Genomic DNA, 24,336 nt, shown 5'->3' with positions numbered 1-24,336 from the left:
TTCGCCGCCTCAAACTTCTTGGACCTTTTCATCCTCCCTTTTGAACATGTATTTATATAGAAGTAAAGAACTACTGCTGATAAAAGATATAATGCAATACTCATTTTACCATTGTTCACCAAAATGTAATAGATGTTAGTAGATCATAAGGAATTAAAAAAGGTAATAGAGCTTTAAACTCCATTACCTTAAAAATTATATCATAGTTTCTTATCTAAATACCAAGTTGAAAAACTTATGCTTGTGATGTAGAACGTTTTTTTGTTAATAATGACCCAGCCAAGAGGAATGTAGGTACTGCTGACATTCCAAGAATCAATAACCAATCTCTTGGTTCGATTGCATACGTCTTAAAGATTGGTTGTAATGGTGGATAATAAATAACAATTAACATTAATACGATTGATGAAATAACAGCCCATACTAAGTACATATTTTGGAACGGATTCCGATGGAAGATAGAGCGTTCACTCCGGCAATCAAAAACATGAATTAACTGCGCCATTACAAGTGTTGCGAATGCCACTGTTTGTGCGTACCCTAGGTTATTAGGATCTCTTCCATACACAACCATAAAGGCTGCAAGGGTAGCAATACCAATCAAAAATCCTCGACTAACGATTTTCCAACCCAAGCCCCTTGCAAACACTCCTTCCTTAGGATGACGCGGACCTCGTTTCATTACATTACCTTCTGGCTGATCCAATCCAAGAGCCATCGCTGGCAATCCGTCTGTTACAAGGTTAACCCAAAGAATCTGAATAGGAACGAGTGGTAACGGCAGACCTAGTAGCATCGCAAACAACATAACAAGAATTTCACCAACGTTAGATGCTAATAAATAACGGATAAACTTCCTAATATTTTCATAGATGTTTCGTCCTTCTTTAATAGCTGCTTTTATTGTGGCGAAGTTATCATCAAGTAATACAAGTGATGAAGCTTCTTTAGCTACATCTGTACCAGTTATCCCCATTGCAATACCAATATCAGAAGCCTTAATCGCCGGCGCATCGTTTACACCATCACCTGTCATGGCAACAATATGCCCTCTACTCTGAAGAGCTTTCACAATTTTCAACTTGTGTTCTGGTGATACTCGTGCATACACATACACGTCATCTACGATTTCTTCTAATTCCTCAACATCCATTTTCGATAACGCGTTTCCATCTAGTACCTTTCCACCATGTGGTAAGATCCCAAGTTGGGTAGCTATAGCCTTTGCAGTAATAAGGTGGTCTCCTGTAATCATGACGGTTTTTATACCAGCATCCTTACATTCTCTTACCGCCTCTTTTACTTCTGGTCGAGGCGGATCTATCATTCCTTGAATACCAATGAAGATTAAATCACATTCTGCCTCATTCTCATTCAATACGTTTTGATTGGGACGTAGAGGTTTAAAGCCTACAGCTATTGTACGTAATGCATCTGAAGCTAGTTCTTCAATTGCATTCATTATCTTATTCTCGTAATCTCCCGATAATGGTTGTTGCCTATTGTCCCATAATACAGATTTACTAACTCCCAGTAATACATCCGGTGCACCTTTTGTAACCACAAACTGATTTCCGGAACTATCCTTTACTATGACACTCATCATTTTTCTTCCAGAATCAAAAGGAAATTCTTCCACTATTTCAAATTGGTCTGCCAACAGGTCTTTCGTTAGTCCAGCCTTCATTCCAGAAACGATTAACGCACCCTCTGTCGGATCACCATCTACAACAATGTCATCTTCTTTTCGTTTGAGGGAAGCATTGTTACATAGCACACCAAAGGTTAGTAATTGGTGAAGTGCCTTATTATCGGTTGGTCTAATTTCCTTTTCACCTGCAAAGAATGTACCCTCTAAGTCATAGCCCGTACCAGTTACAGACCACGTTTTACCACCAGACCATAGATGTGTGACAGTCATTTTATTTTGTGTCATTGTTCCGGTTTTATCTGAGCAAATAACAGAAGCACAACCTAATGTTTCAACGGCTGGAAGTCTACGAACAATTGCATTTTTCTTGATCATCCTTTGAACACCCAGTGAAAGAGCAACTGTTACAATCGCTGGAAGCCCTTCCGGAATCGCTGCAACGGCCAAGGAAACGCCAGCAAGGAACATATTATATAGATCATGTCCATTAATAACGCCTACAACAACAACTAACAGTGTTAGTAAAAGGGCAACCGTTATTAATATTTTACCTAATTGCTCTAGTCTTCTTTGTAACGGTGTAATCATTGTCTCTGCAGATTGGAGAAGCTCAGCAATTTGACCCATCGCCGTATTCATTCCAGTTCCTACTACTACCCCCACACCACTTCCACGTGTCACCATGGTTCCCATGAAGGCCATATTTTCTTGATCACCTAAAGAAATTTCACCCCCAACAATTGGAGCCACATGCTTTGTAACGGGAACAGACTCACCAGTTAAAGCCGATTCCTCAATCTCTAAGCTTTTTACGTCAATTAATCGAATGTCAGCTCCGATTCTGTCACCACTTGTGAATTTAATTACATCTCCTACAACAAGTTCCTTCGAGGGAATTCGAACCCATTCCTTATTTCGAAGAACATTCACCTGAGGTGCAGAAAGCTCTTTTAACGCTTGTAGTGATTTTTCAGCTTTTCTTTCTTGGAAAAAACCTAGGAAGCCATTAATTAAGACAATTGCCATAATGGCGATGGCATCAATGTATTCCCCTAACAATCCTGATATTAGGGTTGCTGCAAGTAATACAAGTACCATAAAGTCCTTAAACTGAGCCAAAAAAAGCAATAGTGCTGAAGGGGTTTCAGCTTCCTTCAATTCATTATAACCAAATTGCTTTTGACGCTGTAATACATCTTGGTCTGAAAGACCCTTGGAAAGGCTTGTATTTACTTTTTGTTCGATTTCGTCTGATCTGAGCTCATACCACTTCATTCTTGTTTTACACACCCCTCATACATAATCAAATGCGCCTTGGCGTACTTGTGCCTGACTTTTGCGAGTCTGTTAAATTGATTTCTCAAAAAATATCATGCATCTGCCGGAGGCTTATCCTTATTCAGCTAGCTTTGAACCCTTACAAGCTTGTATACTCTTATTGCATTCATCCCACCCCGTAAAGTGTGGGGGACTTTTTGCTGAATAAAGTTTATCTACATCCCTATGAAAGCTTATTCAGTCTCGTCCAAAAAAATGCTATACTTTTTCTAAGTTACTGTTTTGTTGAAATAAATTGTTTAGGCTATGTAGAGGGGAACCCTTCTATGTAATAGAAAAGAGGAAGAATACACATGACATTCGATGGAATCTTTACACACGCAATTGCGGATGAATTAAAACAAGCGCTTCAAAATGGAAGAATTTCAAAGATATATCAACCATACAAAAATGAATTAATCTTTCAGGTACGTTCAAATGGTAAAAATCATAAACTACTGCTATCTGCCCACCCAAGCTATGGCAGAATCCATTTGACCAATGAATCGTATGAAAATCCAAATGAACCACCAATGTTTTGCATGCTCCTCCGTAAACATCTTGAGGGTAGTATTATTGAAAATATTCATCAAGTTGAGATGGATCGAATTATCATATTTGACGTAAAAGGCAGGAATGAACTTGGTGACATATCCTACAAACAGTTAGTTATTGAGATTATGGGAAGACATAGTAATATCATATTAATTGATACCGAAAAACAGACGATCCTTGATAGTATTAAACATATATCCCCAGCAGTGAATCGTCACAGAACAGTTTTACCTGGATATTCATATGTGTCACCTCCAGCCCAAGAAAAAACAAATCCATTCACTGTGGATGAAGAAGGTTTCTTGAAGAAAATCGATTTTAATGCAGGTCGATTGGATCAGCAGATTGTTAGTAAATTTTCTGGAATCTCTCCATTGTTTGCAAAAGAGGTCATATCTCGGGCTGGCATTGCTAACCGTAGAACACTTCCTGGCCCCTTTTTATCAATGATAGAAGAAATTCAAGAGAACAAAATCTCACCGCAAATTATTTCAAAAGGTCAAAAGGATTATTTTTATATCCTCCCGCTTACCCATTTAGAAGGAGAAGCAAGGAAATTCCCTACCATTAGCGAAATGCTCGACCGATTCTACTTTGGGAAAGCAGAACGAGATAGAGTGAAGCAGCAAGGGAATGATTTAGAGCGTTTTATAAGTAATGAGAAAACGAAAAACGAGAAAAAAATAAAAAAACTGGAAGCTACACTGGTTCAATCGGAAAAGGCCGAAAAATATAAATTATTTGGCGAACTATTGACTGCCAATATGTATGCTATAGCTCGTGGAGATAAAGAAGCAAAAGTTCAGAACTATTACTCGACCGAAAATGAGATAGTGAATATACCACTTCATCCACAGAAGACACCTTCTGAGAACGCGCAAAGCTATTTTTCTAAGTATCAAAAAGCGAAGAATTCAGTGGCCTATATTGAAAACGAGATTCAGAAGGCGAAAGCAGAAATAGATTATTTCGAGTCATTATTACAACAAATTGAATCTGCAGCACCAAGAGACTTACAAGAAATTCGCGAGGAATTAATGGAAGAAGGCTATCTTAAGAATAAGCAGCAAAAAGGAAATAAAAAAAATAAACAATCGAAGCCTATTATAGAGAACTATGAATCAAGTGATGGTACACCAATTCTTGTTGGCAAAAACAATAAACAAAATGATTATCTCACAAACAAACTAGCTGCAAGGGATGATATTTGGCTTCACACAAAGGACATACCCGGTTCACATGTCATCATTCGCAGCAAACAACCTTCTAAGGAAACGATTCTTGAGGCAGCAACAATCGCTGCATATTTTAGTAAGGCAAAGAACTCATCATCGGTACCGGTTGATTATACGTTGGTACGTCATGTAAAGAAACCAAATGGTTCAAAGCCTGGGTTTGTCATTTATGACAATCAACAAACTGTATATGTAACTCCAGAAGAGGATCTAATAGTAAAACTTAGAAAATAAACAATACCCTAGGTGTGAAAACCTAGGGTATCTTCTTATAATTTTGTTGTAAGCCATTCTGCTGGATTTTGTCTCCAGCTTTTTAAACTATCAATATCACTTTCTGTAACGACCTTTTTTTCTAAGGCAACATCAAGTAATGTAGAGTAGTCTGTAATGGTATGTGCCGTGATGTTTGCTTTTTTGAAACTTTCTTCTGCAGCAGGCAGTTGATATGTAAAGATGGCAACAATTCCTACCACCTCACAACCTGCTTCACGAAGTGCTTCAGCTGCTGTAATCGCACTTCCACCAGTTGAAATAAGGTCTTCTACAACAACTATCTTCTGTCCCTTTGTTACTTTTCCTTCAATTTGATTACCTTTTCCATGTGCTTTTGCTTTACTTCGCACATAACACATCGGTAGATTTAATTCATCACTTACCCATGCTGCATGAGGAATACCTGCTGTTGCCGTTCCGGCGATTACTGCTGCCTCTGGATAGTGTTCTGTTATCAATTTTGCTAATCCCTTTGCAATTTCCTTACGAACATGTGGGAATGAAAGGGTCATACGGTTGTCACAATAGATGGGAGATTTTATACCCGAGGACCATGTAAATGGCTCATTTGGTCGTAAAAAAACTGCTCCGATGTCCAGTAAATATCCTGCTATTTCTTTCTTCATACTGTTACCCCTTCCCACGCTGTTTTCATATTTTTATAGGTTTCTAATGGGTTATCTGCCCTTGTTATCGATCTTCCAACAACAATCGCTGTTGAACCTAGCGCTCTTGCTTCTTCTGGTGTAACTACACGTTTCTGATCCCCAACTTCATCACTTCTCTGACGAATTCCAGGTGTAACTGTAATAAAATCAGTTCCTTGGGTTTGATTAATATATGGTACCTCGAGGGACGAACAAACAACACCATCTAACCCACTATTTTTCGTTAGAGTCGCATATTGAACAACCACATCTAGTAATTTTTTTTCAATCAATAATTCTTTTTTCATCATCTCTTCAGATGTGCTTGTCAGCTGTGTGACAGCAATACAAAGTGGGCGCTCCTTACCGACTGATGTTCCTGCTTCAAGACCTTCACGGGCAGCCTCCATCATCTTGGTTCCGCCTGCTGCATGTACATTGACTAAATCAACGCCAAGCCCAGCTAAACGTTTCATACTAGAATATACTGTATTTGGAATATCATGTAGTTTTAGATCAAGGAAGATGGAATGCCCTTGCTCTTTTAAGAGACTTAGAACGGATGGACCTTCTTGATAAAACAATTCCATGCCTACTTTTACAAATAATTTTTCTCCTTGAAAATCTTCAAGAAATTCTTTGGTAGCATCTAGATTAGGAAAATCAAGCGCGATAATGAGTGGTCGTTGCATATTGCTTCCAGCTCCTTCCTCGACATTCAGAAATATGGTCAAATCCGTACTTATCTAGTAATCTCGGAAGTTCATCAATGATGGTAGGACAGACAAATGGATCAACAAAGTTTGCCGTACCTACTGCAACTGCACTAGCACCTGCATAAAAATATTCGAGAACATCTTCAGCAGTTTGGACGCCTCCCATCCCAATGATAGGAATTGACACAGCTTGACTTACCTCATGAATCATACGGATAGCTACTGGTTTTATTGCTGGCCCTGATAAACCGCCTGTCTTATTTGCCAAGATAGGATTGCCTGTTTTTAAATCAATCCGCATTCCAATTAACGTGTTAATCATGGTTAAACCGTCTGCACCTGCATGTTCAATCGCCTTTGCCATGTCTACTATATTTGACACATTCGGAGATAACTTAACATATACAGGAACACTAGAAGCGTTTTTAACATGCTTTGTGAGTTCAGCTGCAACTTCTGGAATCGTACCAAAGGCAATTCCGCCAGTTTTCACATTAGGGCAAGATATATTTAATTCAATGGCATGAACATTAGGTGCTTTTGATATCTTCCTAGCAACCTCTACATAGTCTTCAATTTGAGAACCTGCAACATTTGCGATGATTGGCACATCAAATTGTTCCAACCATGGTAATTCCTCCGTCATAACCTTATTGAGTCCCGGGTTTTGTAGACCTATGGCATTCAACATACCTGCACTCGTCTCAGCAACACGAGGTGTTGGATTTCCGAATCTCGGCTCTACAGTTGTTGCCTTTATCATGATTGCTCCTAATTCACTTAGATCATAAAAGTTGGCATATTCTTTTCCAAAACCGAAACAACCAGATGCTGGCATGATTGGATTTTTTAGTGTTAAACCTGGTAAATCAACGTGTAGTCTGTTCATAGTACCACCTCTCCAACCTTAAAAACTGGGCCATCGCTACATATTTTTTTATAAGAGTGGCCGTTGGGATCACTTTGTAAATGACAGACACATGCAAAGCATGCTCCAATGCCACATCCCATTCTTTCTTCAAGAGAGATGTAAACATTTCGTTCCGGATAAGACGCTTCGAGTGCACGAAGCATAGGAGTAGGTCCACATGCATAAAGCGTATCAAATGGAATACCGTAGTTTTCTATTATATCTGTTACAAATCCTTTTGTTCCCGTTGAACCATCTACTGTTGCTATATATGTTTCGCCTAGCGCATGGAATTTCTCTTCATAAAATACAGCTGATTTTGATCGAAAGCCTAAAACATGAACCACTTTGACACCTTTCGCGACTAATTGCTTTGACAATTCATAGAGAGGTGGTACACCAATACCACCACCGACTAACAATGCCGTTTCACCCTGCTGAACCTCTTCCACTGGGAAGCCGTTTCCTAGTGGTCCTAGGACATCTACAAATTGATCCTTGTTTTTTTCAGAAAGGACTCGGGTTCCGAGTCCTTCCTTTCGATAAATAAGTGTACATTCCTCTTGTTCACGGTTAATATCTGCAATACTAATCGGTCTTCTTAACAACGGATCTAAACCTTCACTGACTTTTACATGGACAAATTGTCCAGGTTGTAACATTTTATTTACTACCGATCCCGCCAATGTTAGTTCGAAAATATCCTCTGCAATCCTAGAGTGTTTTATTATTTTCATATTTTGTTTTTGCATCATGAATGTACCACCTCACGCTTGGTAACGTGAGAGGCCATTGCTTCACTAGAGAATGTCATAGATTCTAAAACTTTTACAATTGCTTTTGCAGTATCAAGAGAAGTTAAGCAAGCCACTCCATTTTCAACTGTTTCACGACGAATTCTAAAGCCGTCTCTAGCAGGCTGTTTGCCTTTTGTTAAAGTATTTATCACAAATTGCGCTTTACCTTGACGAATTGTATCAATTAGATTTGGCTTCTCGGAACCAATTTTATTAACTACGGTTACAGGTATATTTGCCTTTTGTAAATAGCTTGCGGTACCACTTGTAGCTAATAGCTGATATCCAATTGTATGGAATCGCTTTGCAATTTCTAATGCTTCTTCCTTGTCCTTATCAGCTACGGTTAATAGAACCGATCCGTATTTCGGAATTGTAATTCCTGAAGCAACTAGTCCTTTATATAAAGCTTTTTCGAGCGTACTATCTTTCCCCATTACTTCACCAGTAGATTTCATTTCTGGCCCAAGTGAAATATCTACATTTCGAAGCTTTGCAAAGGAGAAGACAGGAACCTTCACATATACACCTTCGCTTTCTGGGTGTAATCCAGTTGTGTAACCTAGTTCAGGCAATGTCTTTCCAAGAATTACCTTTGTCGCAATATTTGCCATTGGTACCCCAGTAATTTTACTTAAAAATGGTACTGTACGGCTTGAGCGTGGATTTACCTCAATAACAAATACTTCTTCTTTATAGACAACAAATTGAATGTTTAGGAGGCCAATTGTGTTTAGTCCTCTTGCTAAAGCAATTGTATGATCAATGATTTGTTGCTTTACATTTGCAGATATCGTTTGTGGTGGGTACACTGCAATCGAATCACCAGAGTGAACTCCTGCACGCTCTATATGCTCCATAATTCCTGGAATATATACTGATTCCCCATCCGAAATCGCATCTACTTCTATTTCTTTCCCAGTTAAATAGCGGTCAATTAAGACTGGATGTTGTGGGTTTACCTTCACTGCGTTTTCCATATAATGAAGTAGTTCATCCGTTTGATAGACAATTTGCATTGCTCTGCCACCTAATACATAAGAAGGTCTTACGAGTACTGGGTACCCTATATCTTCTGCAATGACAATCGCTTCTTTTACAGATGTTGCTGTTTTTCCTTTTGGTTGAGGGATACCAAGCGTTGTGATAGTCTGCTCAAATTTATCCCGATTTTCAGCTCTATCTAAATCTTCTAGTGATGTACCTAAGATTTTCACGCCACGCTCTTCTAGAGCACTAGCAAGGTTTATTGCTGTTTGACCACCAAATTGGACAACCACACCAAGTGGACGTTCGAGATCAACGATGTGCATGACATCCTCAATTGTGAGTGGTTCAAAATAAAGCTTGTCAGAGATACTGAAATCTGTCGAAACTGTTTCAGGGTTGTTGTTAATAATAATAGCTTCATAGCCTGCTTCTTTAATCGCCCATACTGAATGTACTGTTGCATAATCAAATTCAACACCCTGACCAATTCGAATTGGGCCAGACCCTAGTACGATAACGCTCTTTCGGTCCGTTACAATTGATTCATTTTCTTCCTCATACGTTCCATAATAATAGGGTGTTTCGGATTCAAATTCAGCCGCACAAGTGTCAACCATCTTATATACGGGAACTAGTCCAGCTTGTTTACGAGTTTCATAGATTTCTAATTCTGTAGTATTCCAAAGCTTCGCAATAATCGAATCAGCAAAGCCTTTCTTCTTCGCAAGCTTTAATGTTTCAATATCATCTATATTTTTGATTAACGTGTTTTCAAGAGTAATGATATTCTCGAATTTTTGGAGGAAGAAAAGGTCAATTTCACTCCACTCATGAATTTGTTGGATTGTGATTCCTCGTCTAATCGCTTCTGCCAGATAAAATAGGCGTTCATCCCCTGCTTTTCGGATTCGTTTCTCAATCGTAGTTATATCAGCATTTGTTGCATCTTCAAGATTCAAATGATAAACTCCTGCTTCAAGTGAACGAACAGCCTTTAAAATCGACTCTTCAAAATTTCTACCGATAGCCATTACCTCTCCAGTTGCTTTCATTTGTGTTCCAAGTCTACGATTGGCAGACTCGAATTTATCAAACGGCCAACGTGGAATCTTCGTAACGACATAGTCAAGTGCAGGTTCAAATGCTGCGTACGTTTTCCCTGTAACAGGGTTAAGCATTTCATCAAGAGTTAATCCAACTGCGATCTTTGCCGCAAGCTTTGCAATCGGATAGCCAGTTGCCTTTGATGCTAATGCCGATGATCGGCTCACACGAGGGTTTACCTCGATAATGTAATAATTAAAGCTATACGGATCAAGTGCTAATTGAACATTACAGCCGCCTTCGATTCCAAGTGCACGAATAATTTTTAATGATGTATTGCGTAGTAGTTGATATTCACGGTCACTTAACGTTTGGCTTGGTGCTACAACAATGGAATCACCAGTATGAATGCCAACTGGATCGACATTTTCCATGTTACAAACAACGATTGCTGTGTCAGCAGAATCTCGCATAACTTCGTATTCAATTTCTTTAAACCCTGCAATGCTCTTTTCAAGAAGACATTGTGTAACTGGGCTATTTTTTAAACCACTCGTCACAATCTCAATTAGTTCCTCTTCATCGTTACAAATACCGCCACCTGTTCCTCCTAATGTGAAGGCCGGACGAACGATTACAGGGTAACCGATTCTTTCTACAAAAGAATATGCCTCTTCAAGCGTATGGATAATATCACTTTCTGGAACTGGTTCATTTAGTTCGTTCATAAGGTTTCTGAATAAATCACGGTCTTCAGCCTTTTGGATGGCTGATAATGTGGTACCAAGGATTTCAACACCACATTCCTCTAGAACTCCTGACTCAGAAAGCTCTACTGCCATATTTAGACCCGTTTGTCCCCCTAGTGTAGGAAGAATGGCATCTGGGCGTTCCTTACGAATGATTTTACTTACAAACTCGAGTGTAATAGGCTCGATATATACTTTGTCAGCAATTTCCACATCTGTCATAATTGTTGCAGGGTTTGAGTTAACCAAGATTACCTTATAGCCTTCTTCTTTTAATGCTAGGCATGCTTGTGTGCCCGCGTAATCGAATTCTGCAGCTTGCCCTATAACAATTGGTCCTGATCCAATTACTAATATACTTTTAATGTCTAAGCGTTTTGGCATTGCTCTTCCCCTACCTTCTTGAAGTTTTCAATCATCTGTAAAAAGTCGTTAAACAAGTTATTTGCATCCTCAGGTCCTGGAGAAGCCTCTGGATGATATTGAACTGTAAAGGCTGGAAAATCGAGATGTTTTAGTCCCTCAACCGTTTCATCATTAAGCGCAATATGTGTAACCTCAAGTCTAGTGGAATCCAACGATTCTTTTCGTACCGTATAACCATGGTTTTGAGAGGTAATGGCAACTTTTCCTGTTTTAAGTTCTTTAACCGGGTGGTTGGATCCTCTGTGACCAAACTTCATCTTTTCAGTATCAGCACCACTTGCGAGTGCAAATAATTGGTGCCCTAAACAAATTCCGAATACAGGAACTCTTCCAAGAACCCCATTAATCATTTCAATTGCTTCTGGTACATCCTTTGGATTTCCAGGTCCATTACTGAGCATAATACCATCAGGGCTTAAGCGTAAAATTTCTTCCGCCGTAACATTATAAGGAACGACAATGACATCACAGTCGCGATTATTTAATTCACGTAATATCCCATGCTTCATTCCAAAATCCACTAGCACTACTCGGTGCCCTCTACCAGGACTTGGGTAAGAGCCTTTTGTTGAAACTTGCTTAACTTGATCAGTAGGAAGTGTGGTATTTTTTAATTGCTTAATGATTTCATTTAGATTGACATCCATTCCACAGATGGCACCTTTTAAGGTTCCATATTTACGAATAATTCTAGTGAGCTTTCTTGTATCTATACCCGAGAGACCAGGAATATTCTTTGATTTAAAATATTCATCCAGGTTAAATTGACTTCTAAAATTAGAAGGATGATCACAAACCTCATTGACGATAAACCCGCTAATTGCTGGGTTAATTGATTCAAAGTCATCCCTGTTAATCCCATAGTTTCCAATTAAGGGATACGTTAATGTTACGATTTGTCCGCAATAAGAAGGGTCTGATAAAATTTCTTGATATCCCGTCATCCCAGTATTAAAAACAATTTCACCTATATTTTCTGTTTCACTCCCAAATCCTTCACCAACAAATACTGTTCCATCTTCTAATATTAATTGACGTCTCATACGAGCACACTTCCTTTCTGCCAAACAATGCTGCCATTTACGAATGTCATTACCGGCCAACCTTCACACTCCCAGCCAGCAAATGGTGTGTTTTTTCCTTTTGATACAAACGTACTTGGATCAATCTGATCTTTCTCATCTAAATCAATGACCGTTAGGTCAGCATTGGAACCAACCTGTAATGTCCCTAATGGTAAGTTAAATGTATTTGCTGGTTTACTAGTTAAAAAGTCTACTAGTTGTTTTAACGTGATTATGTTTGTTTTTACAAAATGAGTGTAAAGGAGTGGGAAAGCTGTTTCTAATCCTACTATCCCAAATGGAGCTAGAGACATGCCCGCTGCTTTCTCTTCACTCGAATGAGGAGCATGATCTGTTGCAATAAAGTCAATTGTTCCATCGAGTAACCCTTCAATTAGTGCTTCTAAATCCTCTCTTCCGCGTAACGGAGGGTTCATTTTATAATTCGTATCTAAACCAGGGATATCTTCCTCACATAGTAATAAATGGTGAGGTGTAACCTCTGCTGTCACATGGATTCCTGCGCGCTTTGCATCTCTTATCACACGTACAGATTCCTTTGTACTTACATGACAAACATGATAATGACATCCAGCGGCCTCAGCTAATAACACATCCCTTGCAATATGTACGGACTCACATACAGACGGAATCCCATTCATTCCGTGTTTCTTAGAGAACTCACCCTCATGAACTGATCCTTTATTGATCAGTGTATTTTCTTCACAGTGTGCAACAATTGGCATATTGATAGCTGCCGCTTGCCTCATTGCTTCAAGCATCATTCCTGCAGACTGAATTCCAACACCATCGTCTGTAAAAGCGAATGCCCCAGCTTCTTTTAACCCCTTCATGTCTGTTAACTCTTGGCCAAGCTCTCGTATTGTAATGGAAGCATATGGTAGAACATTTACATGTGCCGTTTCCTTGACTCGTTGGTGTAACCAGTTCATCTGTTCCACTGTATCAGGAACTGGTCTTGTATTTGGCATTGCTGCAATTGTCGTAAATCCTCCTTTTGCAGCTGCAAGACTACCTGTTTCAATCGTTTCTTTATGTTCTCCTCCTGGCTCTCGTAAGTGCACATGAACATCTACAAATCCAGCTGATACAAACTTACCTTGCACATCAATTACTTCACAGCCGCTCTGCCCAAGGTTATTACCTATTGCCTCAATTTTTCCATTGTTCATTTTCACTTCTACTGTTACAAGTTCACCTTGTTCATTAAGAATCATTGCATTTGTTAATAGGATACTCATATTAAAATTCCTCCTTCTACTTGTTGTAAAACTCGTTTTAGCACAGCCATCCGTACATACACACCGTTTTCCATCTGTTTAAAGATACGTGAATGTTTTGCTTCAACTAGTTCACTTGCCATTTCCACACCACGATTAATGGGAGCTGGATGCATAATAATACTTCCATTCTTCATATTGTTACCTCGTTTAAGCGTTAGCCCGAATTGTTCGTGGTACTCTTCCTTTGTTAATCCCATCGTTGATTCGTGACGTTCATGCTGGATTCGAAGGAGCATTACAACGTCAGCTTCCTCGATTCCCTGATCAAGGTTAATGTACGATCCGTATGGATTCGTTTCATCTTGCCATTCTAGTGGAGCTGAAAAATAAACGTTTGCTCCTAGTCTCCTTAGTACCTCTGCATTGGATCTGGCTACTCTACTGTGGCGAATATCTCCAACAATAAGAATATTTAAATCTTGAAATCTATCAAACTCTTGTTTGATTGTTAATAAATCAAGGAGAGATTGTGTTGGATGATGTCCACACCCGTCACCTGCATTTATAATTGGAATGCTTATTCCATTACGTAACTCATTAAAATATTCGTCCATTGGGTGACGTATCACGACCGCATTTGCTCCGATTGATTGGAGAGTTCTTACCGTATCATAAAGACTTTCACCCTTTTGGACGCTTGAGTTCATCGCTTCTAAGTGCAAAACTTCTGCACCAAGCTTTTTTTCAGCAACCTCAAAGCTAAATCTTGTGCGAGTACTAGGTTCAAAGAAAAGATTGGCGACAAATGTTTGTTTATCGAGCTTCCATTTGCTTCCTTCCGAAAACAGCCTCGCATCAAATAAAATTCGGTCAATATCTTCAACGCTCAACTCAGTCATAGTCAGTAAATGATTCATATTCTCTCCTCCAGTCCGTTCGATACTTATAAAAAAAACCTTACCTTGGACAGGTAAGGGTGTATAGAAAGGTATTTTAAAGCTAAAAGGGTATAGATAAACGAACCCTTTACGCCAAAATAACTAACACCCTTAATAGTCTCTCTGTACTACTTTAAAAGGTGATGCTTATGCAACTGAGTTATCATTCTCAAGATGAGTCTCATATATATCTTCCTCTTCCTGAACTTTACCACCAGGAAGTAGTATATTTAATAAAACACCGATAATTGCAGATAGTGCCATACCATGAATCTGAAAGCCAGCAATATCGATAAACGCTCCGCCAATCCCAATTACAAGGATCACAGATGAAATAACTAAATTTCGATTTTCTCCAAGATTTACTTTACTATCGACTAACATCCGTAATCCTGAAGAAGCGATAATTCCGAACAAGAGGATGGATACTCCACCCATAACAGGAGTAGGAATGGAACTGATTAGTGCATTGATTTTTCCAACAAAGCCAAACACAATCGCTACTACAGCTGCCCCGCCAATAACATAGATACTATAAATACGTGTAATTGCTAGTACCCCTATGTTTTCCCCATATGTTGTATTTGGTGGACCACCTAGTAATGCTGCAATCATAGTTGCGACTCCATCACCCATTATAGAACGGTGTAAACCAGGATTCTTAATTAAGTCCTTTTGCACAACCTTACTTAAAACCATTTGATGACCAATATGCTCTGAAAGAGTTACAACTGCTACTGGAACGATTAGCCAAAACATTTCGTATGAAAAGCTCGGTGTGTATGATACGAATGGTATGATAAAATCTGGCATTTCAATAAACTTAGCTTCTTTTACCCCTGTTAGATCAACCAACCCGACTGCTAGTGCATATAAATATCCACCAATAATCCCAATTAATACTGGGATTAGATTGAAAAATCCTTTAAAGAATATCGTTGCTATGATAACAATTGCCAATGTTACTAACGCTACTGAAAAATGTAGTAAACTATAATCCCCTGCTGGGTTATTCATTGCCATTCCGACTGCAGTACCTGCTAAACTAAGACCAATTACAATGATAACTGGACCAACTACAACTGGTGGCAATATTTTCACAATCCATTTATGTCCTGTTACTTTGATTAACACTGCCACGATACCGTAAACAATACCTGCTAGCAAGCTTGCCATCATCGCAGCTCCAGGGCCATCTGCTGCAATTGCCGTTTGTAATGGAATAATGAACGCAAAGGATGATCCTAAATATGCTGGCACTCTGCCTTTTGTAATGAGTAGGAACGCTAATGTTCCTAGTCCACTCGAGATAAGTGCAACTGCAGGACTAATACCAACAAGGAATGGTACAAGGATTGTCGCGCCAAACATTGCAAATAAATGCTGAAGGCTTAATATCGCAAATAGTCCTGGGGATGGTTTTTCATGTATCCCTAAAACTACTTTCTGGTTTTCTTTTTTCAATTTGGTTCCTCCTCATTAAATAAAAAAATCTTTGTGTGTTTACACAAAGAGGTATACCAATCCTTTCAATTCGAGAAGGAATGTTACCCCTTTGCTAGCCTCTCTGGACTACAATTAAAGGGTGATATTATTTTTTTATCTTTAGTGCCGAAACTCATAGAATTTTGATCCTCTGTCTTAGCATTAGGTTTTTATTTTTTATGAATGGTTACTTGGTCTTCCTTATCAATTTCTTCTAGTTCTACTACAATCTTTTCAGCGCTAGATGTAGGAATATTTTTCCCAACATAATCCGCGCGAATTGGGAATTCCCGATGTCCTCTGTCAACGAGAACAGCTAATTGAATCTGAGCAGGACGGCCTATATCTATCAATGCATCAAGTGCAGCCCGTACAGTTCTTCCTGTGTATAATACATCGTCCACAAGAACAACCTTCTTATTGGTAATATCAACTGGGATATCTGATCCTTTTACAATTGGTTCGCGATCTTGTGTTTTCGTTGTTAGGTCATCTCGATATAAGGTAATATCCAGTTCTCCGATTGCAATCTTTTTCCCCTCAATTTGTTCGATTCGTTCTGCAATTCGTTTAGCTAAATAAATACCTCTTGTTTTGATTCCAACAATAACAGAGTCTTCAATACCTTTATTTTTTTCTATAATTTCATGAGCTACTCTCGTTAATGCTCTTCTAATTGCTTGGTTATCAAGAACTACAGCCTTTTCTGCCATTTATATTTACACCTCACTTAAGGAAAGATTAACTTCAAAAAAAATGTCCCCCCACCGTAAGTGAGAGGACATAGACATAACACAATCAGATACATCGTATCTCTGTGTCATCCGTTACCTTCTCAGCCTCACGGGACTGATTTTAAAGGAGCTCATTAAATTAACTTAATCTTACCTTCCATATCGAAATTTGTCAATCATTTATTTATACATTATTAATGTCTTAATTTTTGAAGGAGTTCCTCAAAATATGGAGGAAGTGGTGATTCGAATTCGATATATTCAGAAGTTCTAGGATGTATGAAACCTAATAAACCAGCATGGAGAGCTTGACCACCAAGATCCAGCGACTTTTTTGGTCCATATTTTGGATCACCCGCTAACGGATACCCTATATATTTCATATGAACTCGTATTTGATGCGTTCTTCCAGTCTCAAGTTGACATTCAACAAAAGTAAAATCTTTGAATCGTTCAATAACATTAAAGTGAGTGATGGCCACCTTGCTGTTTTCATCAGTTACTGTCATACTTTGACGATCTCTTTTGTCTCTTCCAATTGGTGCATCAATGGTGCCATGATCATGCGGAATTACCCCGTGTACGATAGCCTTATACTTCCTTGTCACTGTTTTTTCTACTAACTGATTTACAAGTGATTCATGCGCAAAGTCATTTTTTGCAACCATTAAAAGACCTGAAGTATCCTTATCAATTCTATGAACAATTCCAGGTCGTAGAACCCCATTGATACCAGAAAGATCTTTACAATGTGCCATCAGCCCATTAACCAGGGTACCTCCTGTATGACCAGGAGCTGGGTGAACTACCATACCTTTAGGTTTATTTACTACAAGAACATCTGCATCCTCATAATAGATATCCAAATTCATCTCTTCAGGGACTACATCTAATAATTCTGGTTCAGGAATATCGATTAGTATCGTATCCCCAAGACTGCACTTATAATTAGGTTTTGTGGGATTCCCGTTAACCTTTACATTCCCTTCTTTTATCCATCCCTGTACTTGACTTCTTGACCACTCCGGATTATAGGCAGAAATGATCTTATCAATTCGGTCATTCTGCTGATGTTCTTCAATCGTTAGTTCGAATTGATTCATCGGTTTTCTCCTTTTCTAATTTTCCTTCTAGTAAAGTTAATAGTAATATCATAACAACACCAATTACTAATGCAGAATCGGCAATATTAAAGATTGGGAAGTCATATGTAAAAATGTATGTATCTATAAAATCGACAACTTCCTTACGAAAGATACGGTCAATAAAATTACCAATTGCACCGCCCAACATGAATGCAAGAGCAAGACCAAATAGTTTCTGATTTGGCTTGAGACTTCGGATGTATAGAACCAGCATAATAACAACGATAGTGGTCACAATATAGAAGAACCACATTTGCCCCTGTAAAATCCCCCAAGCCGCTCCACGATTACGGTGAGAAGTTATGTACAAAAAGTTTTCGATTATTTGAATAGAATCCCCTTTTTCCATATAGCGAACAATTATCCATTTAGTTATCTGATCTAATACAATCACAAACAAAGCAAGCAAATAATAATACACACCAAACGCCCCCATCTTAAGAAACTATACCTTTTGAATTTTAGCATAAGTTTAGGGGGCTGTACAATGGATTGTGGGATTTGGGAACAAGACGAGAGATGGAAACTATTCCAAGACACTCCGGCGTATTCTACCTCAGATTCTTTTGAGTCATAAATCTCTCGTGATGAGAAATGTGGTAACCACCGAAGGCCAAAAACTTTATTCAGCAAATGCTGAATAAAGTTCTACTTCTGTTCCACTAAATATAGATGGTTTTCACGATGAAGAGGTATGACTTTTCGGTCATATAAATCAGTGAAGGAAAATTCAAATATGCTACGTGCAGTAGGTAGTATTCTCAGTTTATCAATTGGGATTTCTGTTCCTGTTTCTTCACATATCCCATATATTCCAGAACTCATTTTATTTAATGCTCTTTCCACGTCGCTTAGATCTTCTTTTATATGATTCATTACAATTTTTTCTTTTTCCGTTTTTGCATTCGAAAATAAAAACTCTTCGCTAACCTCATATTGTGTTGACTGCATCAATCTAGATAATAGTTCCTGCTTTGTTAACTCTAACTCCGCTTTAATCTCTGCATACTGATCGTTCATTGGAACGCCTCCTTATCATGCTTTTGATTAAATGCTAAAGAACATCTTTATAAGGTAGTAAGGATAGTGTTACCTGAACTGTTTTCCATTAAAGCCAACAAGTTTTTCCTGTTAGGAAGTAATGAAGTATCCAGATGTTTTGCCAGCTTGCTTATTGTATTCATTCTGGTAATCATTGTTGTGCTACTTCTATTTACATAATACGTTTTTCACAGTTATATTTGACGGCAGACAAGTGTTTTGGATGATTACAGTTATATTAACGAAATATTTCATTATGTCTAGGAATGCAAAAATAACGCCAAGAACCTTTTGATTCATGGCGTTATTTCTATAAATTATTCAGTGTAACTAGTCTCAATTACTGTAGCACAACGAGTACATAATGAAGGGTGATCTGAGTTCTCACCAACTGTTGGAGTTACAACCCAACAACGGTCACATGTTTCACCTTCTGCCACACTTACAGTTATTTTAACATCATCAAATACTTGTGCTGCGTCAGGAGCTTGATCATATGAACCACCGATTGAAAAACCAGAGACAATAAAGAGCTGTTGTAGATTTTCTTCCACAGATTGTAGTAGCTCTTGCGTTTTTGAATTTGGATAAAGGGTGATACTCGCAGCGAGTGATTTACCGATAACCTTCTCATTTCTCGCATTTTCTAACGCTTTAAGAACATCATCACGTAACTTCATAAATGCATCCCATTTTGCTTCAAGCTGATCTGCATTTGGAATCTCTACTGAAGTTGGCATATCAACTAATTGAACACTTTCTTCTGAGACTGAATCAATATGTGACCATACTTCATCCGCAGTATGAGGTAGTATTGGTGTAACAAGCTTTGTTACACTTAATAATGTCTCATATAATACAGTTTGAATTGAACGACGATCGTGCTGATTAGCTGCTTCAATATATAAAATATCCTTCGCAAAATCAAGATAAAATGAGCTTAACTCAATGGTACAGAAATTATGAACAGAATGATAAACAGCTGCAAATTCATAATTCTCAAAAGACATTTTTACTTTATCAATCAAATTATTTAATTTTACAAGGATATAACGGTCAACTTCACGTAATTCATTAACTGGCACAGCGTCTGTTTCAGGGTTGAAATCATTTAAATTACCTAGTAAGAAGCGGAATGTATTTCTAATTTTACGATACACTTCTGCAACTTGTTTTAAGATGTTATCTGATACTCTTACATCTGCTTGATAATCAACAGAAGCTACCCATAAGCGTAAAATATCTGCACCCAGCTGCTTCATAACTTTTTCTGGAACAACAACATTACCAAGGGATTTACTCATCTTACGTCCATCACCATCTAAAGCAAAACCATGGCTTAGTACACCTTTGTATGGTGCTTTACCTGTTACTGCAACGGCAGTAGATAGAGAAGAGTTAAACCAGCCTCGATATTGGTCAGAACCTTCCAGATATAAATCTGCTGGACGTTGTAGTTCTTCTCTTTCAAGGAGAACTGCTTGGTGTGAAGAACCTGAGTCAAACCAAACGTCCATGATATCTGTTTCTTTCGTAAAGGTACCATTTGGGCTCGCTTCATGCGTAAATCCATCTGGTAATAAATCTTTTGCTTCACGTTCAAACCAAACATTTGAGCCATGTTCTCTAAATAAATCAGAAACATGATTAATTGTTTCATCCGTGATAATTGGTTCACCATTTTCCCCGTAAAATACTGGGATTGGAACACCCCAAGCACGTTGACGTGAAATACACCAATCTCCTCTATCACGAACCATATTATACAGCCTAGTTTCTCCCCAAGAAGGTACCCATTTAGTATCTTGAACTGCTTGCATAAGTTCATTTCTGAAATCCTTAATGGAAGCAAACCATTGAGCTGTTGCTCTAAAAATCGTAGGCTTCTTTGTACGCCAATCATGAGGATAAGAGTGCGTGATAAAGGAAAGCTTTAATAATGCACCCACTTCTTCTAGTTTCTCTGTAATAGATTTATTTGCTTCATCATAGAATAAGCCTTCAAATCCTTCAGCTTCCTTCGTCATATACCCCTTTTCGTCAACCGGGCAAAGAACGCCAATTCCATATTTTTGACCAACGATAAAGTCATCTTCTCCATGACCAGGAGCAGTATGAACACATCCAGTACCAGCATCTGTTGTCACGTGTTCACCTAACATGACTAACGAATCACGTCCATAAATTGGATGCGACGCCACTACATGTTCTAATTGGCTCCCTTTTAACGTTTTAACTACTGAAACTGATTCCCAACCAATTTCTTTTGATACAGATTCAACTAGGGCAGAAGCAACAACAAACTTATTACTATCAACAGACACTACACTATATTCTAAATCTGGGTGTACACTAATTCCAAGGTTAGCTGGAATGGTCCATGGTGTCGTTGTCCAAATTACGATTTTTTCGTCACCCTCTAGTACACCCTTACCGTCTTTTACAGGGAATGCTACATAAATGGAAGCTGAACGCTTATCCTGGTATTCAATTTCAGCCTCAGCTAGTGCAGATTCACTTGATGGGGACCAATAAACGGGCTTTAGTCCTTTATAGATATAGCCTTTTTTAGCCATTTCCCCAAAAACCTTAATCTGCTGTGCTTCATATTCAGGTTTTAACGTAATATAAGGATTTTCCCAATCTCCACGTACACCTAGACGTTTGAATTGTTCTCTTTGGTTATTGATTTGCTCGTACGCATATTCTTCACAAAGCTTACGAAATTCTGCTACGCTCATTTCTTTTCGTTTGACTTTCTTGTTTTTTGTAAGAGCTGTTTCAATCGGGAGTCCATGAGTATCCCATCCTGGAACATAGGGAGCACAATAGCCATTCATTGATTTGAAACGAACAATCATATCTTTAAGAATTTTATTTAAGGCATGCCCCATATGAATATCACCATTAGCATATGGAGGTCCATCATGCAAAACAAATAAAGGGCGACCTTTTGTCCGTTCTTGAACCTTTTCATAAATATTCATATTCTCCCATTTTTCTTGCATCTGTGGTTCACGATTCGGGAGATTTCCACGCATCGGGAATTCTGTTTTCGGCATCAATAATGTGTCTTTATAATCCATTTGTATTTCCTCCTAAATGTTACATCAAATTATTTCTACAGTTTTAAAATGTCTTAAAACGTAAGGGATTGGCACCTAGTACTATGTAACTCGTATTGAAACTAAAATTTTACATACAAAAAGACCTTCTCATCCCAAGAAGGGACGAGAAGGTCTCCCGCGGTACCACCCTTATAGACGTATGACTCTACTCATTCGTCCACTTTATCATTCGTAACGTGAATGATACGCTAATGCCTACTTTAGATGGTTGGAAGTGATACACTTTCTAACCGTCCTTACTATGTTCAGCACAGAACTCCAGGGTGATTTTCATTCCTATCACTTATATCGAGCTTCCACCACCCTCGACTCGCTGTCTTTTCATTTAGAATAAGTGTTGATAAGAACTACTGTCCCTTTCATAGCTGCTGTTATATTTGATTAATTAGTTGTTTTAAAATTATATGCGTATTATGACGAGGAGTCAAGTATAGATATTATTTTTCTTCAGTTTCTGCAAAAACAGGCTCTACGTTATATTCCATAAGATGATCCCAATCATCGTTATCTAGCATATCCAGTTGTGCTTCGATTAGCATTTTAAATCGATTTCTAAATACTTTAGATTGTTTTTTCAATTCTTCAATTTCAATTGAAATTTTTCTAGATTTAGCTAATGATTCATTAATAATACGATCTGCATTTTTTTCTGCTTCTTTAACAATGAGTTTTGCTTCCTTCGATGCATTTCGCTTAACTTCCTCAGCTGTTTCTTGAGCTATCAAAATAGACTTATTTAATGTTTCCTCAATATTTGTAAAATGGCCTAGCTTTTCAGTAAGCTCTGAAAGCTTAGATTCTAATTCCTTTTTTTCACGAATAACCATTTCGTAGTCTTTGATTACCTGATCGAGAAACTCATTTACCTCGTCCTCATCATAGCCTCTGAATCCTTTATTAAATTCCTTATTATGAATATCTAATGGCGTTAAAGGCACGAATGCCACCTCCAAAATTAATAAAATGAAATATTTCTTTTACATCAATATATGAATGATACTTTATATTTCGACAAAAAATAGTAAAATCCTGCATTCTTTTTAAAATTTATTTATGTCTTCCTACAGTAATTCGCCATTTGTCCTTTTTCGTTTTACCTTCAATTGAACGAAGTTTGCTTCTTCCATATCCTCTGACTGAAAGGACATCTTCTTCCTTACATTCAAACGAAGATTGTTCAATCTGCTTCCAGTTTACTTTTACAAGCCCACCTTCAATGAGGACTTGTACTTTTTGTCTTGAAAGATTAAGAATAGAAGATAAAAGAACATCCAGACGTAAGGATGAAACTGTTACCGTTTGTTCAGACCAATCCTCAATTGGTTGGAGTAGGTCAGATCCAAGAATTTCCGATAGTGTTACTGTTGCTTTACCTACCGAATTCAAATTCATTCTCACGTAATCAGCAACCTCTTTTGCAACGACTATTTGAATTTGTATGTCATTTGTAAGAATATCACCAAACTTTGTACGTTTTAAACCAAGTGACATAAGAGAACCTAGTACTTTACGGTGATCAACTGTAACAAATTTAACTGGATACTTCACCTCGAAATAGATAAGGTTAAAATCTGTTTCGTTTGGTTCAAAATAAGCTGGATACAATAATGCCCTTTTTCGTTCAAAGCCAGGTTTACCCCCAAAAAAAGCTACTTGTGTATCACCTGTTGTTCCAATAACTTGTTTCACAATTTCCTGTTCCCGTGGATCTAAAAAATCAGTTAGCTTTGGACTATATTGGTTCTCAACAGATTCTTTCCACTCAATTACCTGATCAATAAACGCATGTTCTTCTTTTCTAAAATGTTGATATAGATTCATCTTTTGTCTACCTCTTATAAATCAAAACAATTTTATTTACTTGTTGTTTATTTTGTAAAAATTTTCGTATACTCCATCACATAGCCAGTATAGTCGGAGACGAAATTACTGAATTCATTTCAGGAAAAAAAGAAAGGGACCTACGTAAAGAAAGGCCCTTTTTTAGAACATAGATTGAAGCATATGTACTCCTCTGCCTGCAAAATTCAACACTAAGATTGCTACAATTGGCGAAATATCAATCATTCCTAATGGTGGTATAAACTTACGAAACGGCTCCAAGTAAGGTTCACAAATTCGTGTTAAAAATTGCCCAATACCTGATTCACGAGCATTAGGAAACCATGACATTAGAATGTAGATAATAAGCGCATATGAGTACAACACCAATGCTTGGCTAATTATATAAAAAACGATATCCAT

19 protein-coding genes and 1 other annotated feature are annotated in these 24,336 nt (G+C 38.0%); of the genes, 1 reads left to right on the top strand and 18 read right to left on the bottom strand.

The genetic code is table 11. From position 1 onward, the window contains the following. Positions 1–235: 235 nt before the first annotated feature. Entirely contained in the window at positions 236–2,926 is a 2,691-nt protein-coding gene (locus ACWNMY_RS19750) for a calcium-translocating P-type ATPase, SERCA-type (protein WP_449539955.1), read from the bottom strand. Positions 2,927–3,282: 356 nt separating this feature from the next. On the opposite strand from ACWNMY_RS19750, the gene ACWNMY_RS19745 reads away from it, so the two are divergent. Then, on the top strand, positions 3,283–4,992 hold the full coding sequence (locus ACWNMY_RS19745) for an Rqc2 family fibronectin-binding protein (protein ID WP_449539954.1): 1,710 nt from the start codon (positions 3,283–3,285) through the stop codon (positions 4,990–4,992). 35 nt (positions 4,993–5,027) lie between these two features. On the opposite strand, the gene pyrE is transcribed toward ACWNMY_RS19745, so the two are convergent. From pyrE to ACWNMY_RS19660, 17 genes are all read right to left on the bottom strand, one after another. After that, positions 5,028–5,660, bottom strand: coding sequence for an orotate phosphoribosyltransferase (pyrE, locus tag ACWNMY_RS19740; protein ID WP_449539953.1), 633 nt, complete (start codon positions 5,658–5,660; stop codon positions 5,028–5,030). Beyond that, the gene (gene pyrF / locus ACWNMY_RS19735; protein WP_449539952.1) at positions 5,657–6,373 is read right to left on the bottom strand and encodes an orotidine-5'-phosphate decarboxylase; all 717 of its coding nucleotides are present in this window, start codon (positions 6,371–6,373) and stop codon (positions 5,657–5,659) included. Before pyrF ends, pyrE begins: the two co-directional genes overlap by 4 nt. Next, complete coding sequence (locus ACWNMY_RS19730) at positions 6,345–7,286, bottom strand: dihydroorotate dehydrogenase (RefSeq protein ID WP_449539951.1); 942 nt, start codon at positions 7,284–7,286, stop codon at positions 6,345–6,347. Before ACWNMY_RS19730 ends, pyrF begins: the two co-directional genes overlap by 29 nt. Then, on the bottom strand, positions 7,283–8,062 hold the full coding sequence (locus ACWNMY_RS19725) for a dihydroorotate dehydrogenase electron transfer subunit (RefSeq protein WP_449539950.1): 780 nt from the start codon (positions 8,060–8,062) through the stop codon (positions 7,283–7,285). The genes ACWNMY_RS19730 and ACWNMY_RS19725 overlap by 4 nt, the downstream gene beginning before the upstream one ends. Next, entirely contained in the window at positions 8,059–11,271 is a 3,213-nt protein-coding gene (carB, locus tag ACWNMY_RS19720) for a carbamoyl-phosphate synthase large subunit (RefSeq protein ID WP_449539949.1), read from the bottom strand. The genes ACWNMY_RS19725 and carB overlap by 4 nt, the downstream gene beginning before the upstream one ends. Then, the gene (locus ACWNMY_RS19715; protein ID WP_449539948.1) at positions 11,256–12,356 is read right to left on the bottom strand and encodes a carbamoyl phosphate synthase small subunit; all 1,101 of its coding nucleotides are present in this window, start codon (positions 12,354–12,356) and stop codon (positions 11,256–11,258) included. The genes carB and ACWNMY_RS19715 overlap by 16 nt, the downstream gene beginning before the upstream one ends. Then, the gene (locus ACWNMY_RS19710) at positions 12,353–13,639 is read right to left on the bottom strand and encodes a dihydroorotase (protein WP_449539947.1); all 1,287 of its coding nucleotides are present in this window, start codon (positions 13,637–13,639) and stop codon (positions 12,353–12,355) included. The genes ACWNMY_RS19715 and ACWNMY_RS19710 overlap by 4 nt, the downstream gene beginning before the upstream one ends. After that, positions 13,636–14,538, bottom strand: coding sequence for an aspartate carbamoyltransferase catalytic subunit (locus tag ACWNMY_RS19705; RefSeq protein ID WP_449539946.1), 903 nt, complete (start codon positions 14,536–14,538; stop codon positions 13,636–13,638). Before ACWNMY_RS19705 ends, ACWNMY_RS19710 begins: the two co-directional genes overlap by 4 nt. Before the next feature lie 168 nt (positions 14,539–14,706). Beyond that, positions 14,707–16,023 (bottom strand): solute carrier family 23 protein, encoded by a 1,317-nt coding sequence (locus ACWNMY_RS19700; protein WP_449539945.1) that lies wholly within the window; start codon positions 16,021–16,023, stop codon positions 14,707–14,709. Positions 16,024–16,214: 191 nt separating this feature from the next. After that, a complete protein-coding gene (gene pyrR, locus ACWNMY_RS19695; protein ID WP_449539944.1) occupies positions 16,215–16,757 on the bottom strand; it encodes a bifunctional pyr operon transcriptional regulator/uracil phosphoribosyltransferase PyrR in 543 nt (180 codons plus the stop codon). Between the two features lie 215 nt (positions 16,758–16,972). Further along, on the bottom strand, positions 16,973–17,881 hold the full coding sequence (locus ACWNMY_RS19690; protein WP_449539943.1) for an RluA family pseudouridine synthase: 909 nt from the start codon (positions 17,879–17,881) through the stop codon (positions 16,973–16,975). Then, the gene (lspA, locus tag ACWNMY_RS19685; RefSeq protein WP_449539942.1) at positions 17,856–18,344 is read right to left on the bottom strand and encodes a signal peptidase II; all 489 of its coding nucleotides are present in this window, start codon (positions 18,342–18,344) and stop codon (positions 17,856–17,858) included. The genes ACWNMY_RS19690 and lspA overlap by 26 nt, the downstream gene beginning before the upstream one ends. Positions 18,345–18,571: 227 nt before the next feature. Continuing rightward, positions 18,572–18,943, bottom strand: a complete 372-nt coding sequence (locus tag ACWNMY_RS19680) for a TraR/DksA C4-type zinc finger protein (RefSeq protein WP_449539941.1) — start codon at positions 18,941–18,943, stop codon at positions 18,572–18,574. Positions 18,944–19,281: 338 nt separating this feature from the next. Then, entirely contained in the window at positions 19,282–22,050 is a 2,769-nt protein-coding gene (ileS, locus tag ACWNMY_RS19675; RefSeq protein WP_449539940.1) for an isoleucine--tRNA ligase, read from the bottom strand. Positions 22,051–22,187: 137 nt separating this feature from the next. Then, positions 22,188–22,464 (bottom strand) — a binding site (T-box leader). Positions 22,465–22,529: 65 nt separating this feature from the next. Further along, positions 22,530–23,030, bottom strand: coding sequence for a DivIVA domain-containing protein (locus ACWNMY_RS19670; protein ID WP_449539939.1), 501 nt, complete (start codon positions 23,028–23,030; stop codon positions 22,530–22,532). A 109-nt stretch (positions 23,031–23,139) separates the two neighbouring features. After that, positions 23,140–23,913 (bottom strand): YlmH family RNA-binding protein, encoded by a 774-nt coding sequence (locus ACWNMY_RS19665; protein ID WP_449539938.1) that lies wholly within the window; start codon positions 23,911–23,913, stop codon positions 23,140–23,142. A 162-nt stretch (positions 23,914–24,075) separates the two neighbouring features. After that, positions 24,076–24,336 carry a YggT family protein gene (locus ACWNMY_RS19660; RefSeq protein ID WP_449539937.1) on the bottom strand — a complete coding sequence of 87 codons (261 nt, stop codon included), beginning with the start codon at positions 24,334–24,336 and terminating at the stop codon, positions 24,076–24,078.

It is taken from the genome of Ferdinandcohnia sp. Marseille-Q9671 (assembly GCF_976954385.1).
This window is presented reverse-complemented; position numbering and strand designations above follow the sequence as displayed.